Raw genomic sequence first — 16,794 nt, 5'->3', positions numbered from 1 at the left:
GTAATTTTTTAATAAACGGGAAACCATCAATTTTTGGCTCGAGATCGCACCTCTTTGATTAAAACTTCTAAACGCTTTTGGGTAAGGGGTTCCACGTTCACTCCGTTTACATAGACAGCCGGTGCTGCTACTGGATTCATTGTTTTTTTCGCAATTTTTAAATTTTTTTGTAAAGCATCAGAATAGTGGCTGCTGACAATACAATTACTAAGTTGTTTCATATTCGCTTGACGCACTGAATTACGCGCAAATTGTAATAGCCTGGGGGTAGTTGCCAAATTTTGAATCTCGTCGGGTTGATGTTGATAAAAGTAACTCACAAAAGGGAAGAAATAATTTTTACTTTGCTTATAAAGGCACAAAGCAGCGTTGCCAGCGGGGGGAGAACCCGGCAAAAAAGCTAGCGTTATTAGGGTGTATTTAGCGATACCAGTGTTAATATATTTTTTCTTAATGCCAGGAAGAACCTCTACGTTGAATCTAGCGCAATTTGGACACTTTAAATCTTCAAAAGCCACGATATGCACAGGTGCAGCAGGGTTCCCCAAGGTGGGTTGGCCTTTGGTATTAATGGTTATCGCTTTGGTTAGAGCGGGTTTGGAGAGAGCAAGAGTTATCGCTGAAATAATAAGAGCGATAGCGGCTGTGATAATAACTAAATGTTTTACAAAATCTTTTTGCATAATTTTCTCGCAGAGCCACGCCCATTAGCCCCAGTTTAGGTAAATTCAAATGGTTCATAAGGGTAGCATATTCTTCTGCCCGCTCACCTGCAAGCGGGGATTATAGTATTTTCCTTCCCCAATGGTGCTCACTGCCATGCCTTTGTAATCGTGGGTGGGATAAACTTAAAGGGCATCAGGAAATTTTAATAATTTATGAAATAAATGTCATACTGTTGATAAGAATCGCCACCTTGAAAATCCGTACGTCCGGTACCGCGAATTAGTAAGGTATCTCCTGTAAATGCTCGGTTATCCATCAAATAACTATAGGAATCCTGAGTGTGCCTTGGAGTGTGAAAGGCTATTAATTGAATGCCATCAGTCGTGATTTTTTCGTTATCTTTAGTTTTTAAATTAACGTGTTTAACACGACTTATTTTACCCATGAAAAATTATGACTCTGAAATTTTTCTTGAAGCGAGGCGGCGGCTGTGATGTGATCTGCGTGGGTGTGCGTTTCAATGCTTAAGACCACCTTTAATCTCAATTCATCAAATAGGCCTAGGCCTATAATATACATCTGTTCCAGGACAGGATCGATCAATAAAGTTTCTCGCTTGTAACCGCTGGTGATGAGGTAGGTGTGTAGATGCAAGAGATTGCATTAAAGAGCTGGCTAAATAGCATTAAAAAAAGACTACACTTTACTTTTTTAAATTGAAACTACCTGGCCAGATACAAATTTGATATAGTTTAAGTTTGTTAAAATTGCAGGAGATTATCGGTGAAACGGTATCTTTTTTTTGCTATTATCTTTTTCATTCCTATGCTTAGCCCGGCTGCGGTGTCCGAAATGAATGGAAGCACACCAGTACAATCCTTTCAAAAAGCCGATAACCAAACTTTCTCCCTGTCGGCGGCTTTACCCGCAGCCTCTCAAGCTGAGGGATCAGCAACTAAGGTAGTTCCGGAATTGAACGAAAATAAAAGTCCCGATAATACATCTCAAAATCAGACACCTAAAAATGCCGCCTCTACGGCTCTCCGCCCTGCTTCTAAAAAGTCAGCGTCTGAAACTGAAACAGGACAAAGTACGGGTGACGTCTCTGCATCCGCCAACGCGCTTGTGAGCGATGACTCTTCGGCTATAGTTCAGGCAGAACTTACTCAATTGAACCGAAATAGTTTGCAATTTCAGCAGCAAACAGATGGTAGCTTGGAGCAACTGAATAGTCAAAACCAACAATTACAGCAACGATTACGAAACTTGGAAAAAGTAGTGACGTTGCTTAATCAAGAGTTAATTCAGCTCAAACAAAGCAGCTACCCCGCCTTTCAACTACCCAAAAATTCTCCATCTCAAAGCCCTTTTAACGGATGGATTCCGTATTTAAGGCAAATTTTAGGAGAAAATGGCTATAGGGCAGCTATAGCCGGGATGTTCATTGCTCTACTTCTGATGCTGTGGGCACTTTGGCCGCGAAAAAGAAAAAATCAAAAAAACCGAAGAGTTTTGGATGATCAACCAGCGATTGGCGGCGCTGACGAGTCGGAATATGATTACATGGGAAGTTCTGAAAGTATTCCCGCGAAAATTAATCTGGCTCGGACTTATATTGCAATGGAAGACCCGGTATCAGCGCGTAAAATGCTCAAGCAAGTAAGTAAACAGGGGAATGAAGAACAGCGCCAGGAAGCCGATGAGCTCTTAAAGAGCCTGCTTTAAGCAATGGCTCGAATCGCATTAGGCATACGATACGACGGCTCAGCTTATCACGGGTGGCAGGTGCAGGAAGCGTTAAAAACAGTCCAAGGGAAAGTTGAAAAAGCTTTATCGGCTGTTGCTAACCATCCTGTTTTTGTCACTTGCGCGGGGCGTACCGATGCTGGTGTGCACGCGACCGCGCAGGTGGTGCATTTTGATACGACCGCCTATCGCAGCGATCACGCCTGGGTTTTTGGGGCTAATAGTAATTTGCCCCATGATATTAGTGTCTTGTGGGCGAAAGAGGTGGATGAAGATTTTCATGCGCGTTATTCCGCCATAGCGCGGCGTTATCGCTATATCATTTATAATCATGAAATTCGCCCCGCTATTTTACGAAAAGCGATTGGGTGGCACTATTATCGCTCTTTAGATGAAAAACGGATGCAAGCGGGGGCGCAGTATTTAATAGGGGAGCACGATTTTAGTTCTTTTCAGGGGGCAGGGTGCCAATCGCGGACACCAATGCGGAAGATTCTTCAGATTGAAATTTATCGAATTCGGCGTATGGTAGTCATTGAAGTACAAGCCAATGCATTTTTATTGCACATGGTACGTAATATTGCCGGTGTATTAATGGCGATTGGAAGCGGTGAAAAGCACCCCGACTGGGCGCGAACGGTTTTGAAAGCGAAAGACCGTCAACTAGGAGGCGTTACGGTTCCTCCGAATGGACTTTATCTGGTGGAGGTCGATTACCCCTCTCATTTCAAACTACCCCGAACGCCCTTAGGGCCGTTTTTTTACCCTAATTTGCTATCTTTTTAGAAGGGTTCAACGATGAACTGGTTTACAAAATTGTTACCAAAAATTTCGACAGCGAAGAAGAAAGGTGTGCCTGAAGGGGTTTGGCATAAATGTCCCTCTTGTACGGCGGTGCTTTATCGAGTTGAATTAGAGCGCAATTTAGAGGTGTGCCCAAAATGCTATTATCATATTCGTATTGACCCCCGTAAACGATTGGCGCAATTTTTGGATGAGGGCGAGCAGGAGGAATTAGCAGCAGACATTTTACCAATCGACCGTTTGAAATTCCGCGATTCCAAAAAATACAAGGACCGCCTTAGCGCTGCGCAGAAAGCTACTGGAGAAAAAGAAGCCTTGGTGGTGTACAGGGGTAATGTTTATGGAAACCCGATCGTGGCTGCAGCGTTCAATTTCTTTTTTGTTGGCGGCTCGATGGGTGCGGCCGTAGGAGAGCGATTTGCGGCTGGGGTAGAGGCAGCAATCAGTGAAAGGCTTCCTTTTGTTTGTTTTTCAACGAGTGGTGGTGCGCGGATGCAAGAAGGTTTATTTTCTTTATTTCAAATGGCGAAAACAAGTGCGGTACTTGCGCGTTTGGCAGAATATAAACTTCCCTATATTTCAGTGCTAACCGACCCGACAATGGGTGGCATTTCTGCCAGTTTGGCTATGCTGGGGGACGTCATTATTGCCGAGCCAAACGCATTAATTGGATTTTCAGGCCCCCGGGTTATCGAGCAAACGATCCGTCAAACCTTGCCCGAAGGTTTTCAACGAAGTGAATTTTTATTGGAGCACGGGGCTATTGATATGGTTGTGGACCGTCGTGAATTGAAATCCACAATCGCCTCGCTCATTACCAAATTAACCCACAAACCCCAACTGGATTTGCTGGCAGAAGAATCCATTTAAAATGGCTACTGCCTTATAAATATTTAATTTTAGGGTCTTCAAAATGCAAGCATCCAAATTGAATAGTTTAAAAAGCTACGCTGTCTAGCAGATCTATTGAGTTTCTTTATTAGAAAAGTTAGATTCTCCAATCATGAAAAATTGGTTAGCTTACATTAATTCCCTTCACTTGCGTGAAATCGATTTGGGATTATTGCGGATTACCTCTCTGGCTGAAAAATTATCGTTGAATAATTTCGCTTGTCCCGTTGTGACTCTGGCGGGAACTAACGGAAAAGGTTCGGTAGTTAAATCGTTGGAAAGCGTCTACTTAGCAGCAGGTTATAAAGTGGCTGCTTATACCTCACCTCATTTATTGCAATTTAATGAGCGATTGCGACTCAATGGTAAACCCGTAACAGACGAATTGTTTATCGAAGCATTTAAATTTATTGAAGATAACCGGAACCATCAGCCGCTGAGTTTTTTTGAATTTACCACTTTAGCGATTTTTTATATTTGTAAAAAACAAAATTTAGATATCTTATTGTTGGAAGTAGGATTAGGAGGGCGTCTCGATGCGGTGAATATCGTTGAGCCGGACGTGGCTGTTATTACTACCATTGACATCGATCACACCGATTGGTTAGGTGAAGATCGTGAATCGATCGGTCGGGAAAAAGCAGGTATTATTCGGCGTCATAAACCCGTGATAGGCGGCGATCCAAATCTTCCAAATAGCGTTTATGAGCATGTGGAATCGTTGGAGGCCCCTTTTTATCAGTTTGGCAAAGATTTTGTTGCCATCAGCACGAAAGAAAATTGGCAATGGCAAGGGCCTACCCAGGGTTATCAGGGATTGCCGTTGCCGTCACTTAAAATCGAAAATGTAGCGACCAGTTTGATGGTGATTCATTGTTTACAAGCGCAATTGCCAGTGAGCCAACATTCCCTCATTGCCGGTATCAAAAACGCGGTATTACCGGGTCGCTTTGAATGGATTCAAACTCCCGCACCAATCGTTTTTGATGTGGCCCACAATCCACAAGCGACAGCTTATCTATCGGAACAGCTCCGTAAAACCGATCATGCTGGCCGAACCTTAGGGGTGGTAGCAATGTTAAGGGATAAAGATATCCCTGGCGCATTAAAGCCGATGCTGACCTGTATCGATCAATGGTATGCTGCTAGCTTGTCAGAATCGCGGGGGGCGACAAGTGCGAATTTGCAAAATGTATTATCTGAACTTCAGGTGGAAAGCTGCTATAATTTCGATTCTGTAGCAGATGCATTTAAGAAAGCGGTTGGAGATTGCCGCCCACGAGATCGAATGGTGGTGTTTGGTTCTTTTTATACGGTAGCAATGGCGAAACACTTCCTTTCGGGAGCTGAAAATGGAAGTTAAAGCAAAGCAGCGCCTGATCGGCACGCTAGTGTTGCTGGCTATTGTAGCGATATTTTTTCCTTTATTATTCCGTAATCCCCGTCCCTCAACTGGTTTAACGATGACAACAACTATCCCGCCTGCGCCAGATAAGCCGATAGTTCAATTGCAGCTACCGCCCTCTGCGCCGCCGCCGGTGGAAACGCCGTTGTCACCAATAAATGCTCTAAATTCGACTCCTAAACCAATAATAAAGCCTTCGCTACTGCCCGACGTGCCCGCTTCCAAGCCTAAAAAAGTGGTGAAAGCAAAAAAAATTCATTCTTTGGAGTCATTATTATCGAAAACACCAACGGCTTGGATCATACAGGTGGCAAGTTTTGTACACCATGGCTATGCAAAGCATTTGCTGAAACAGCTCCGTGCCAAAGGGTTCGATGCTTATCTCCAAAAGAACCGTGAAGGGGAAGTCATTACCCGTGTTTTTATCGGTCCTGAGATCAATCGTGATAAAATTAATAAAATTCAGAAAAAATTGAAGCAACAAACGCGATTAAATGGCGTCATTAAAAAATATTACTCCGTCAGCCCCGCGAAAGCGGAGAGATTCGGGGAATAGCCCCATATGGTTTCGTGTGGGTTACTCTTCGCCTTTGGGATGACGAAAGATCATAGGCAGTTTATGAAATGAACTCTCATCTCCTCTCCCATTTAAATTGGGTTGATTTTTGGATCATCGGCATTGTTCTTTTTTCGATTATTATCAGTTTTTTTCGTGGATTCGTGCGAGAGGCTGTTTCATTGATGGTTTGGGTGACTGCCATTATCGTTGCCATTAAGTTTGTCGAGCCTATGCAAATATATTTGCAGACCTGGATTTTCTCTTCTTCTATACGATACGCAGTCGCCTTTACTAGTTTATTTTTATCCATTTTTATTATCGGTATTATTTTAAATATGCTTATTTACATTTTATTAAAGAAAACGGGTCTTAGCATTAGTGATCGATTGTTGGGAATTTTCTTCGGTGCTGGGCGAGGGTTTTTAATTGTTGCTGTTTTATTGTTGTTCGTTAGTGTTGGGAGCGTCAACAATGGGAGTTCGATTGCGCAATCGCAATTAGCCCCTAAATTTCAACCCATCGTGAGTTGGTTGAACCAATTCTTGCCTTTGCGATTTAAACAATTTTCACATTGGTTGGCAGATCAGCCTATTTCGAAGGTCAATAATGAGGGTGGGTAATTTTTAACATGTGCGGAATCGTGGGTATCATTGCTACTGGTATCGTTAATCAGACCCTTTATGACGCCTTAACCATTTTGCAACATCGCGGACAAGACGCGGCTGGGATTATGACAAGCGATGGTGAACGCGTTTTCTTACGAAAATCGAATGGGTTGGTTCGCGACGCGATTCGCGAGCCACACATGCTGCATTTAGCGGGTAATATGGGCATTGGCCATGTTCGTTATCCCACGGCGGGGTCAGAAAGTCCTGCAGAATCGCAACCGTTTTATGTCAATTCACCTTACGGCTTAAGTCTCGTGCATAATGGTAATTTAGTTAATGTGAAAGAATTAGCCAACGACTTAATCTGTACGGATCTGCGCCATTTAAATACCACTTCTGATTCGGAAATTTTATTAAATGTTGTTGCACATGAATTACAACATTATGCAGGTGTTCAGTTTTCGCCTAAACAATTGTTTAAAGCCATGACGAAAGTGTATGAAAGGGTGGAAGGCGCGTTTGCGGCTGCAATGATTATTACGGGTTACGGTGTTGTCGGATTTAGGGATCCCCATGCTATTCGTCCTTTAGTTTACGGACGGCATGATAATGGTAATGGGCCAGAATATATGTTGGCTTCGGAAAGCATTGCTTTAGATGCACTGGGTTTTGAACTCATTGACGATGTGGGTCCCGGAGAAGTTATTTATTTCGATCGTGATGGGAACGTTCATCGAGAACAGTGTGCCAAACTCGTAAGTCATTCTCCCTGCATTTTTGAATACATTTATTTGGCGCGCCCAGATTCTATTATTGATGGTATCCCGGTTTACCAAGCACGTTCTGGTATGGGTAAAAGTCTAGCGCAAAAAATATTACAGGAGCGTCCCGACCACGGTATTGATGTCGTGATTCCTATCCCCGACACGAGTCGGAATGCGGCGCAGGCATTAGCCTGCGCCTTAGATGTTCCTTATTCAGAAGGTTTTGTAAAAAACCGTTACATCGGACGGACATTTATCATGCCGGGACAAGCGATGCGGAGAAGCTCTGTTCGATTAAAATTAAATGCCATTAAAGCCGAATTTGCCAATAAAATTGCTTTATTAGTTGATGATTCGATTGTGCGGGGTACTACTTCTAAAGAAATTATCCAAATGGCGCGCGACGTGGGTGCTAAAAAGGTGTATTTCGCTTCTGCGGCCCCTGAAGTGCGCTACCCTAATGTCTATGGAATTGATATGCCTACTGCCGATGAATTAATTGCTCACAATAAATCGAGTGAAGAAGTGATGCGCTCAATTGGCGCTGATTGGCTAATCTACCAAAATTTGAAAGATGTTTACCAATCGATAAACGATGCTATGGACCCACATAAGCCAAAAATTGAACGATTTGAAGATTCTGTTTTTACCGGAGATTATATTGCTGGTAATATTACAAAAGAATACTTGGTAGAGTTGGCCGAATCCCGTAATGATGCTGTCAAAATGAAAAAACGAGCATTAAACGAACAGGAAGGGGCGAACGGATTGTTATGAGAAGCTTTACTAATTCTGATCTTTGCGTTTAGCACCTTGATTAAACCTCATGATTACCTTTGACAAGAAAAAAAGATTACACCAAAGATAACGATAAAGAATTAAAAAAGCATTTAAAACAACAGATCGGATAAATAAAACGCTACTTCCGAAATAACCATAAAATTGATGCTCTTTTTCGCCTTTTTTCTTTCAAAACTCCCTGATACAACGGGCCCCTATCATTATCCACCCGTGGTAAAAAGTGAGAAACTTAAATCCAACGTCGCGATTTTCTTATAGAATTCTTTGAGCAGCAGGGGGAAAGTAGCCAATTTAAAAAAGTGTCTTTCTGGGATTCGTTAGCCGCTACTACTGTACTACTATGATACGGATTTACCAAAATTGATATCATCGAACGCCTCCTCCATTTAAGGATAAGTGGAAATTAATTCATCTTTTTATTGAGCAACAAGGGGGAGTGGAAAAAACAAGAGTCGGTTTCCTATTCAGCCTCGAGTATTCGCATTCATCCATTTTTTTTCATTTCAATAATATTCCTGTCGAAGGAAATAATTGGAAAGGGAAGCTTCAATTTTTATTCGCTCGAGGGATTAGAGAATTTGAAAAAATTTTAGGACCTCGGGAATCCAAAGTATTAAATTTAGGCCTCACCCCTCGAAAGGCAGTGGTGGAAATTTTAAAAGACTGTGGCATGCCGGAAGATGAAATTTTTGTAAAGAAACGACATTATTTTATTGCCCAATCTGGGTCCACAAGACTTAAGTATGCTCCCTGGTGGGGAGGGAAGTTCCCAGCCCCACTAATAAGCACGAAGGAAGCGGACTCGATGAATTTTTAGAAGCAGGGGCGAATGATCATACCCCGAAAAATTGGATTTATTGCAATGCTCGGTTCATAAATCCCAAAGCAGAGTTGCAGAAAAAAAGCTTTTGAAAAAAATTTGGCGAAACGCTTAGCTCACGGCCCTTGGGTTCGAGAAATAGCTCAACTGTCGTTGAAAGATCGGGGTATTAAAATAATCTTTCAGGATTTTAAGGAAGAAGTAAATCAAATTATTACAAAAGATAAAAATGAGATAATGGAGCATGAGACGTTGCTAGATAAAGTTAAAAACTGTATTTATTTGATTCCCGTGATAGGCTTTGGTGAACTGATTGTCGATGGATTTCAAGAAAGAAAATGGTGGAAAGTTTTGTTAGGTGGTCTCCACTTTTCAATTGACGGATAGTTGTGGGAGACCGGGATAGCCTCCCTAGCGTCGTAAGTGATGAAGGAGGTAGGGGAGAGGAAGCTTTAGCACGGGAAAAGATGGCAGCCTCTTCAGTTAGAATACTACTAGGAAAATTAGGTCTTTTTCTTGCCAATGTTCTAAAAGAAGGGGTTATCAATTTAAATCAAAATCCCTTTATAACTATGCCGAAAGTCGTTGTGGACTCTCCTTCCGAGGTCTCCGTTGTTGAGCCTCTCAACTAGTCTATCTCTCTGATGAGAAACGATTGGCGGCTGTGGAGCTGGAGTGAAAATTTTATCATGAAATTGATCCTTGGAGGCGGAGGTGGGAAAACGTTGGATTTTTAAAAGTTCTGATGAGCCGGCTAAGTTTACCGTGACTTGATTGAAAAGCCTAGAATGATATTCTCTTATTGAACCTTGGTCCGAAGCAGAGTTAAAACAGTGATATATGGTTATAGAAACGCTGGAATTTTTCAAGGATCCTGATAATTTTTCAATAGAGAACGTCTGGTGTACCGTGGTTACATTACAACGTTGTAGCTGTGCTGATTTTAAGATGAAAACTGTTTGTTTAAATTTAAACCGCCGAATCGAAGAGCGAGGAGTACGCTATTTGGATGATGACCACCTTGGAAATCTGTATTATGAAGGGCAGCCGTTCCAACGATTCCGAAATCTTATTCATGAAATAACGTATCCATTAATGAGAAAAGACAACTTAGCTTCGGTCCAGATTCAAAATAAGTTAACTGCCTTCAGTCCGACGCAATTCTGCTCTTGATAGTGCTCATCGGGAGGGGTAGTTTGGTCCACGGACAAAGTTATCTATGAATCGATGAATTCACCGGTAGCGCAACGCATCCCCTATCGATTTTATAAGCCCGATCGGGATATAAGTATAGAAACATATTAAGGTCTCGGATGGTGGAAGAAAATAGTTATTTATACAAAAAACTTGACGCAGCCATACCCATCGAGAATTTAAATATGTTGCCGGCGAGGAACTTGATAAACGCTATACTGTCCAGGTAGTGCAAGATTTTTCGATCGACTACCTACGCCTCCCATCATACCAGAAAGTTCTTTCTTAACCCGCTCTTTATCCATCTTTAAGAGTGAGGAGGTGGAACTGGAAGAGTTAAAAGGATTCTTTTTTGTACTTTACTGATGTAAAACGGGAGCCCTATTTTTTATTAAAGATCTTTTTGATATCTAATATTCGGCGGCGATAGTGGATGAAACGGAACGGTTCGAATTTATTAGTTTGAAATTAGGAAAAACCGTTGTTTCAGAAAAAATAAAGCTATTTATATCTTAAATAAAAGATGGCGCCTCTTATTTGTCGGATAAAGGTATTATTCCTGTTGGAAAAAGCGACGTTCGTTAATGAAAATACTCTCATTATTGGCTAATAAAAAGTTAGGAGAAATGCCCTTGGAGCTTCAATTTAGTAATCATGGTTTTATACCACAGCTAACCGATCAGATTTTTCAAGAAGCGGAAATGAGTCAGTATTCCAGACAGTTAGCAGAGGCCTTCATTTTTTCCTGGGAATATCGAAGAGAAAAATAATTACTCAGTTCTTGGGCTACGTCGAGCCGTAGGGCTTTTGGACGCCGAAAAATTGACTGTAAAAGAAACCTCAATTATTGCTTAAAATTCAGTCAATAATATACAATAGATCGACGTTAAACCGCCGTATCCCAATTGCCCCGATGATGGGATGCACCAATCACCATTTCCGTATGTTCATGCGCCAGATCTCTCGGCACCTGCTGATTTATACGGAAGTGGCGCGCTGTTTGGACTATTCACCCGAAACACATCTTGCTACTGTAAGTGGGCGGTTTAGACCCTCAATCATTAGCGCTTTGCGCCCGGTCTGGAAGAAGAAAAGATTTTGACGAAATTAATTTAAATGTAGGGCGCCTGAGCGGAAGAGTGACAGCTGAGCGATTTGGCGCTTGCCTGTTAAAAAAGCAAAATTGGTGGCTGATTGTGTGGTTGCCATGAGTGCGGAGGCAAATATTCCAGTTTTAGTTAAGAGACCCGGACAGGGGTGGACGATCAAGAGAGCTATGAGCATTTATACCATTTTGTAAAAACGGTTGTTGAGGCAGGCTGTCGGATTTTTGTTATTCATGCGCGTAAAGCGTGGCCAAACGGTTTAACTCCTGCGGAAAATCGTACCGTTCTGGCCGCTCGCGTGCCCGATGGTGTATCAGCTTAAACGGGATTTTCGGGGTTAGAAATTATCATAATGGCGGAATTAAAACGATTGAAGCAAATTAATGGTCATTTGCAGGAAGACGGGGTAATGATCGGACGAGAGGCCTATGCTAATCCGCTATTCTGCTCGCGCCTCTGATGATGATTTTCCTAAGCCAGCCTTTCGCTAAGGAGTACCTGAAAAAACACATGGCATTGACGTCGAAAAGGGTCTTATTGCGGCATCTGTCTTATGTGACAAAACAATTGGCGAACGCTGTTCCCCTGTATCATGGTTCGTCACTTGAAAGGTTTGTTTCAAGGACAGCCCGGCGCGAAAAAATGGCGTCGGTTTTTGCATGAAAATACCCGACAAGAGGGCCACTCCACCGTAACAATTATTAACAATTAACAGGTCACTAGTGAGCCTTTAGAAATGAAATGATTATTTTTTATTTTCGGGCGAAGTGTTTAGCGGCTTATCGTTTCGCATATTTTTTGCGGAAACGCTCGACGCGCCCGGCAGTATCCACCATTTTTTGTTGACCAGTGTAGAAGGGATGGCAGGCTGAGCAGATTTCAAGGTGAAGCTCACGGTCCAAAGTAGATCCGGTCATAAAGGTGTTGCCGCAACTGCAAGTTACTTTAATTTGTTTATAAGGAGGATGTATGTTTTCCTTCATGGCACATTCTCAAAATTAACTGATGTTTCATGTTTCAGGAATTGGAATCGCTAAACTATAGCCTAATTTTCTCTTCGTGACAAGCGGCTTTTCACTGCTGGTTAAAATGGTAATCTGGGGCGGCTATGAACAATCTAATTAATTTAAGGGCCGTTCTCCCCAACTGGCCGTGGGTTATTTGCGGACTAAGGGCTCTTTTCTATTTTTATGCTTATCTGCTTCGTATTCTCCCCAGCGTGGCTGATCCGCAGTTGCTGATTACCTATGGCAAGCGCCCTAGTTGCCTGCGGTTTCGGCAATTTTTTATTTGCAAACTCTGAAAGTCTACTACTTACTTATATCGGGCGATTTTTCGTTGGATTGAGCTCAGCCTTTGCATTTATGGGATGTTAAAGATGGCTTGTATTTACCTCCCTACTTATCGATTCATTTTTATCACGGGAACAATTACCTCATTTGGTATACTAAGAGGTATTATTGGCAACACATTATTGATCTCTTTCGTAAGTTACCAAGGTTGACGTTTAGCCAATTTTTCCATAGCCTCCCTTGGTGTATTGATAGGGTTAGGAATGTTGTTAATGGAAAATCGAGAATTCCGTAACCATCGTGTGTTGGCGCTTACTTTGAAAGAAGTGTTTCGAGGATTATGGGCATTATTTTGCAACCGGCAAATTTGGGTTAACTGCGCGGTGGGTTGCCTATTATTTATCCCTTTGGTTGGATTTGAAGACTTTTTTGGCATCTCTTATTTAGTGGGTGTTTATCATTTGTCGCCGCCGATTGCAGCGGAAGGTATTTCCTTAATCTATTTAGGTTGGTTTTGCGGAGCGCCGTTTGTAGGATGGATTTCAGACAGTCTCAAATCTCGACGAATGCCTCTAACGGTGGGAGCCACTTTTTCTGCTATCTTGTTATCTGTGATTCTCTATGTACCCAATTTAACTCATGAATTATTATTTTTATCGTTATTTTTTCTAATTTTTTCTAGGATTATTTGGCAGCATGCAAGTGATTGTCTTTTCCATCAGTGAGAATTAAGCCCTCATCCATTAACCGTAACAGGCATTGCTCTAACCAATACCGTTGTAACATTTTCCGGGGTTTCTCTTTTGTTTATTAAGTGTTTTATTGAATTTATCCTGGTCGGATTATGCCACTAATCGAATTTCATTTTATGCTTGGAATTATTAATTAGCTTTTGGCATATTACCGCTGAGTTTAATTGTCGCTGTTTTTTTAACTTCATATATCTAGAGGAGACTAATTGTAATCGCCTGACTGAAATGACTGCTCAAAAAGGAAATAAATTTCAGGTATTTGCAGTTGAGGTAAAAGCAAGAAATTTAACTTTTAGCTGCCTTTGCGAGTATTCGTAAAGCGTGAATGTCTGTTTTCATTAAATCAGCCAAAGCTTCGTAAACTAATCGATGGCATTCGATAAGATTTTTATTTTTAAACGCCTTTGCTGTGATTTCTACTTTAAAATGGCCTTTCCCTTCGTTGGCGAAGGGGTGGCCAATGTGATAACAGCTTTCATCGGTTACGATTAATTTTTCAGGATTAAAAACTTCTGTGAGTCGTTTTTGAATCCGATTAGCTTGTTGTTGGTAGTTCATGGGCGTCAAGGAAAAATTTTTTAAAGGGAAAAATGGTAACGCGAGAATAGGCATTGGCTGTAACATAAGGGTCAGCTGATGCCCATTCACTAGCAACGTCAATATTTTCGAATTCTGCTACGATGAGTGAGCCTTTGACCCCGCTGACGATAGGATTTTCATTATCTTCATTTGATAGCGGGCTAGCGAGTAAAAAGCTTTTTTCATGTAATTCTTTTAATCGTAGTAAATAGGCCTCTCGAATGCTTCCACGGCGTTCAAAGCCATCGTCACAATCTTCATAATAAATGGCGTAGTAGATCATCACCTGTTATTCGTTTTTAAGTTTTGGGCATATCGGGCAATATAAAAAGCTTGCCCGAGGATGAAAATTAACATCAGCGCTAAAGTGGCGAACAATTTAAAATCGACCCACGTATTAGTATCAAAATTATAAACAACAAATAGATTTAAAACGCCGAGAACTAAAAAAAATAAAGCCCAGCTTAAATTTAAACGTGACCATGTTTTCGCAGGTAACTCGATTTTTTCTTTTAGCATTCGACACACGAGGGTGTGTTTTCCAAAAAAATGGCTAGCGAACAACACAATAGCAAATATCCAATAAACGATTGTGGGTTTCCATTTAATAAAAATAGCGTTGTGAAAAACTAGCGTGAAGCTGCCAAGCAATAGGATAAAGAATAACGCAATCACATGAAATTTTTCGAAGCGACGGAAACGAATCCAATAAGTGCTGACTTGTAAAGCAGAAGCCACCATTGCTGCTGCCGTGGCAATATAGATACCCAAGAATTTATAAGCAATAAAAAAACAAATGATGGGAAAATAATCAAATAAAAATTTCATAGTATTCATAGTATATTAAAGAGCCCCTCTGCTTTTGCCCCACGTAATATACTATCATTAAGCTATGGCGACAATTCATATTCATCCCGATAATCCCCAGGCGCGGCTGGTTAAGCAGGTGATAGAAACCTTTAGGGCTGGGGGCATCCTCGTTTATCCTACCGATTCGGGGTATGCCTTGGGATGTGGTTTAGGAAACAAATCAGGGACCGAGCGCATTCGTCGGCTACGCCAATTAAATAAAGTTCATCCGTTTACGCTGTTGTGCCGTGATTTATCTGAAATTGCTGTGTATGCACGAATTACTAACCCTGTTTTTCGATTTTTAAAAGCGCATACGCCAGGCCCTTATACTTTCATCTTATCGGCGACGCGGGTAGTCCCCCGGCAATTACAACACCCTAAACGGAAAACGATCGGTATCCGAGTGCCCGATCATCGAGTCATTCAAGCTATATTGGAACAGCTGCAGGAACCATTAATGAATGTCACTTTGATTTTTCCAGGAGAACAGTGGGCGCCTTCTGAGATCAGTGAAAGAGAACAGGAGTTAACAACTCAAGTTGATTTAATTGTGAACAGCGGTGTTTGTGGGGTGGAGCCGACTACTGTGATTAATCTCGTTGATGGCAAACCAACTATTCTCCGTGAAGGAAAAGGCGATATCAGCGACATGTGAGCTTTCTTCCATTACTTAGATGCTCTCTTCTATTGAAATGTGTTATTTTTAACCATCTGTTTTTCCCTTTTATTGCCAATTTTTGAGATAAGATTAGAATGAGTAACGAAAAATTTCTTTTTATCCTATCAATCACGGATGCTATTAGTTCTTATTTTTCTATCGGACCGTTGATTTATGAACCTATGGCGATATCAATTGGTAAAATTAACCAAGTTTGGGAAATAGAAATGAAAAAAATACATTTCGCTTTAAAGCGAGCATCAACCAAGCGTCTTTGTAAAGAAACTGAAAAAATCGCTCGGTATTTGCAACAAGCAAATTGCCTGTTGTTACAGCCTTAAAAGGGGTCCAGGGGTCCATATTATTTTTAACTGTTTGAGTGGGTAGAAGGAAAGGTAATGTCCATCGATGAAATATTACCACAACAAGCAGAGAAAATAGGGAGGTTGTTTTTAATTTTCATCAGATGAATCTCACGCCTAGACAATTTGATCTAACCGTTTTAAACAATTTATTTTATGATTATCCCTTCAATAAGGCAGAGTGGGTGCGTGTGGTTAATATGGCGTGTGCCTTAAAAATAAATAGCGACGATAAATTTCAATCATTTATTAGCGGAATTAATCGCCGTCAGCAAAGCAAGCCGGGAAGCAACAGCCAGACTGAAACCATCTCGCCTCTCGCCTGATCAGCCATCGTGATATCAGTCCCCAGAATGTTATTTGGAGCTCTGATGACGACCCTGTGTCATTATTGATTGGAGAATCAGCGGGGTTTATCCACCATGGTAGGGATGCTTGGAAGCGCGTTTGATTGGGGTGTGGTTCACTATGATAAAATCGATGGCTCAAGACATAACGCCTTACTTCAAGGCTACCAGCAAGCCGGCAGATCAATCTCTCAGATACCACTTGCCTTTAATGCCCTTATCTGGCAGAAATTGCTTTTTGAATAGTCTTAGCGATCTCCATCGAGATTCGATCGAATTCTGCCGCATCAACTTGACGACGAATATTTTCTTTTGTAAAAGAAGTTTCAGTCATCAATGTTGCTCCATTGTTTTATTACAATAGCTTAAGCGATAAATATTAAAGTTACTTTAAAGATCATTGATCAATTTCGAAAGGCCTACACTCAACCTTTTGATAAGCATACGATAGTTGAGTCATCCCTGCACGGGCAGGGGATTGTGGGTCTCCATCATGATATATAAATAGCGTTAAGAGAAATCCCCAGAATACCCTAGGGATTACGGGCACGAGCGATCGTGCGGGAATTGATTTTATACAATTGTGAC

Annotated in this window: 12 protein-coding genes and 7 pseudogenes; 13 read left to right on the top strand and 6 right to left on the bottom strand. The window is 41.5% G+C overall.

The window, feature by feature from the left end; translation table 11 throughout:
• Positions 1-26 precede the first annotated feature (26 nt).
• Positions 27-626 carry a DsbA family protein gene (locus FIV31_RS01870; protein ID WP_280123621.1) on the bottom strand — a complete coding sequence of 200 codons (600 nt, stop codon included), beginning with the start codon at positions 624-626 and terminating at the stop codon, positions 27-29.
• Positions 627-663: 37 nt separating this feature from the next.
• Positions 664-1,352, bottom strand: a pseudogene (locus tag FIV31_RS01865) (MBL fold metallo-hydrolase); the annotation flags it as partial.
• Between the two features lie 97 nt (positions 1,353-1,449).
• Here FIV31_RS01865 and FIV31_RS01860 point away from each other — a divergent pair.
• The 10 genes and pseudogenes from FIV31_RS01860 to dusA all read left to right on the top strand — a co-directional run bounded on the left by FIV31_RS01860 (position 1,450) and on the right by dusA (position 12,076).
• Positions 1,450-2,391 (top strand): FimV C-terminal domain-containing protein, encoded by a 942-nt coding sequence (locus FIV31_RS01860; protein ID WP_280123599.1) that lies wholly within the window; start codon positions 1,450-1,452, stop codon positions 2,389-2,391.
• 3 nt (positions 2,392-2,394) lie between these two features.
• Positions 2,395-3,198, top strand: a complete 804-nt coding sequence (gene truA / locus FIV31_RS01855) for a tRNA pseudouridine(38-40) synthase TruA (protein WP_280123598.1) — start codon at positions 2,395-2,397, stop codon at positions 3,196-3,198.
• Between the two features lie 12 nt (positions 3,199-3,210).
• On the top strand, positions 3,211-4,086 hold the full coding sequence (gene accD / locus FIV31_RS01850; protein WP_280123597.1) for an acetyl-CoA carboxylase, carboxyltransferase subunit beta: 876 nt from the start codon (positions 3,211-3,213) through the stop codon (positions 4,084-4,086).
• A 133-nt stretch (positions 4,087-4,219) separates the two neighbouring features.
• On the top strand, positions 4,220-5,470 hold the full coding sequence (gene folC / locus FIV31_RS01845; RefSeq protein ID WP_280123596.1) for a bifunctional tetrahydrofolate synthase/dihydrofolate synthase: 1,251 nt from the start codon (positions 4,220-4,222) through the stop codon (positions 5,468-5,470).
• Positions 5,454-6,068 carry an SPOR domain-containing protein gene (locus FIV31_RS01840; RefSeq protein ID WP_280123620.1) on the top strand — a complete coding sequence of 205 codons (615 nt, stop codon included), beginning with the start codon at positions 5,454-5,456 and terminating at the stop codon, positions 6,066-6,068. Before folC ends, FIV31_RS01840 begins: the two co-directional genes overlap by 17 nt.
• A 68-nt stretch (positions 6,069-6,136) precedes the next feature.
• A complete protein-coding gene (locus FIV31_RS01835) occupies positions 6,137-6,691 on the top strand; it encodes a CvpA family protein (protein ID WP_280123595.1) in 555 nt (184 codons plus the stop codon).
• An 8-nt stretch (positions 6,692-6,699) separates the two neighbouring features.
• Complete coding sequence (purF, locus tag FIV31_RS01830) at positions 6,700-8,220, top strand: amidophosphoribosyltransferase (protein ID WP_280123594.1); 1,521 nt, start codon at positions 6,700-6,702, stop codon at positions 8,218-8,220.
• 943 nt (positions 8,221-9,163) lie between these two features.
• Positions 9,164-9,451: a hypothetical protein gene (locus FIV31_RS01820; protein ID WP_280123593.1), complete on the top strand. Its 288-nt coding sequence runs from the start codon at positions 9,164-9,166 to the stop codon at positions 9,449-9,451.
• A 2-nt stretch (positions 9,452-9,453) separates the two neighbouring features.
• Positions 9,454-9,696, top strand: a complete 243-nt coding sequence (locus FIV31_RS01815) for a hypothetical protein (protein WP_280123592.1) — start codon at positions 9,454-9,456, stop codon at positions 9,694-9,696.
• Positions 9,697-11,065: 1,369 nt separating this feature from the next.
• Positions 11,066-12,076, top strand: a pseudogene (dusA, locus tag FIV31_RS01810) (tRNA dihydrouridine(20/20a) synthase DusA).
• A gap of 33 nt (positions 12,077-12,109) precedes the next feature.
• Here the strand turns inward: dusA and rpmE are convergent.
• Positions 12,110-12,347: pseudogene (gene rpmE / locus FIV31_RS01805) on the bottom strand (50S ribosomal protein L31).
• A gap of 125 nt (positions 12,348-12,472) precedes the next feature.
• Between rpmE and FIV31_RS01800 the strand changes: the two are divergent.
• Positions 12,473-13,726 (top strand): annotated as a pseudogene (locus tag FIV31_RS01800) (MFS transporter).
• On the opposite strand, the pseudogene FIV31_RS01795 reads toward FIV31_RS01800, so the two are convergent.
• Positions 13,694-14,267: pseudogene (locus FIV31_RS01795) on the bottom strand (BolA/IbaG family iron-sulfur metabolism protein). The pseudogenes FIV31_RS01800 and FIV31_RS01795 overlap by 33 nt on opposite strands.
• A 2-nt stretch (positions 14,268-14,269) precedes the next feature.
• Positions 14,270-14,815, bottom strand: coding sequence for a septation protein A (locus FIV31_RS01790; RefSeq protein ID WP_280123619.1), 546 nt, complete (start codon positions 14,813-14,815; stop codon positions 14,270-14,272).
• 64 nt (positions 14,816-14,879) lie between these two features.
• Here FIV31_RS01790 and FIV31_RS01785 point away from each other — a divergent pair, with 64 nt between their 5' ends.
• The gene (locus FIV31_RS01785; protein WP_280123591.1) at positions 14,880-15,494 is read left to right on the top strand and encodes an L-threonylcarbamoyladenylate synthase; all 615 of its coding nucleotides are present in this window, start codon (positions 14,880-14,882) and stop codon (positions 15,492-15,494) included.
• A gap of 98 nt (positions 15,495-15,592) precedes the next feature.
• Positions 15,593-16,428, top strand: a pseudogene (locus tag FIV31_RS01780) (phosphotransferase enzyme family protein); the annotation flags it as partial.
• 13 nt (positions 16,429-16,441) lie between these two features.
• On the opposite strand, the pseudogene FIV31_RS08380 reads toward FIV31_RS01780, so the two are convergent.
• Positions 16,442-16,540 (bottom strand): annotated as a pseudogene (locus tag FIV31_RS08380) (COXBURSA331_A2190 family Dot/Icm T4SS effector); the annotation flags it as partial.
• Positions 16,541-16,794 lie beyond the last annotated feature (254 nt).

Origin of the sequence: Coxiella endosymbiont of Ornithodoros amblus (assembly GCF_019425495.1) — a bacterium.
Lineage (GTDB): Bacteria > Pseudomonadota > Gammaproteobacteria > Coxiellales > Coxiellaceae > Coxiella.
This window is presented reverse-complemented; position numbering and strand designations above follow the sequence as displayed.